This window comes from Amycolatopsis thailandensis (assembly GCF_002234405.1).
Lineage (GTDB): Bacteria > Actinomycetota > Actinomycetes > Mycobacteriales > Pseudonocardiaceae > Amycolatopsis > Amycolatopsis thailandensis.
On sequence record NZ_NMQT01000374.1, the window covers coordinates 1 to 1062 of the forward strand.

At 69.7% G+C, this 1062-nt stretch carries 2 protein-coding genes; both read right to left on the bottom strand.

Annotation, left to right across the window (positions count from 1 at the left end; all coding sequences use genetic code 11):
* Nucleotides 1–7: 7 nt before the first annotated feature.
* The gene (locus CFP71_RS42970) at nt 8–598 is read right to left on the bottom strand and encodes a WXG100 family type VII secretion target (RefSeq protein WP_244200063.1); all 591 of its coding nucleotides are present in this window, start codon (nt 596–598) and stop codon (nt 8–10) included.
* A 102-nt stretch (nt 599–700) separates the two neighbouring features.
* Nucleotides 701–1062 (bottom strand): SDR family NAD(P)-dependent oxidoreductase (locus CFP71_RS42975; RefSeq protein WP_143267345.1); only part of this gene is annotated, 362 nt, incomplete at its 5' end.

Consider the following 1062-nt stretch of genomic DNA (forward strand, 5'->3'; position numbering starts at 1 on the left):
TTTTTTTTCAATATTCCGTGCCCACCGTGTTCGCTACGCGTGCCCTACACGCCGCTCTTCCGTTCTCCAGGCCTTGCGAGGTCCACGGCTCGCCTGGGTCGACGCCGCTGATGTCGGCGTTGCCGTCGCTGTCCCAGCCCTCGCTTCCTCCGCCGTCGGTCGTGGCCGCCAGCGCGGTGAGCCGGCCTTCGTAGGTCTGCTGTGCGACGGTCAGTGCCCGGGTGGTCTTCATCGCGATCTCCGGCGCTTCGAGGAGGTCGGTCAGGCCGAGCTTGCGCCAGGGGCCGATGGCGGTGTCGGCCGACGTCCGCAGCGCGGTGTACGCCTTCGCGGCGCCTTTGACCGCGGCCTCGGCAGCGTTGAGCTGAGTGTGCACCTCGGCGAGGGTTCGCGAGGACTGTTTCGCCTTGCCGACGAATTCCGCCGCGGCCGTGCCGCGCCAGGACCGGGCGGCCCGTAGGGCGCCGTCGGAGATTCCGTCCGCCACGGTCTGCAACGACGTCTTGGCGTCGGCGATGGTGGCGCCGACCTCGGCGATGCCCGCCGCGTCCCCCGACATCAGCTTCGCGTAGAGCGGTTCGGGATCCAGGAACGGCATCGGCTTCTCCTCGGGCAAACCCCTGGTCAGGGTGGGTTGTGCGCGTTCAGACGCCGGAAGGCCGACACCGGTTCCCCCGCATCACCCACCCTGTCCCCGAGGTCAGGACAGCATGCCGCCGTCCACCCGCAGGACCGTGCCGGTCACGTAGGAGGCGCGATCGCTCAGCAGCCATGCGGCGGCCTGGGCGACCTCCTCGGGTTCGGCCACGCGCCCCAACGGGGTCCGGGCGTTGAGCTGTTCGAGGATGCCCGGCGAGCTGTCCATCCACTCGCTGAACATCTCGGTCATCGTGGTACCGGGGGCGACGCCGTTGATCCGGATCCCTTCCGGGCCGTACGTGACGGCCGCCGAGGCGGTGAGGCTGTTGACGCCTCGTTTCATCGCGCCGTACGCGGGGAGGTCCGGGTTGGCCATCAGGCTGCCGACGCTGGTGTTGTTGACGATGGCGCCGGTCCCGGCGG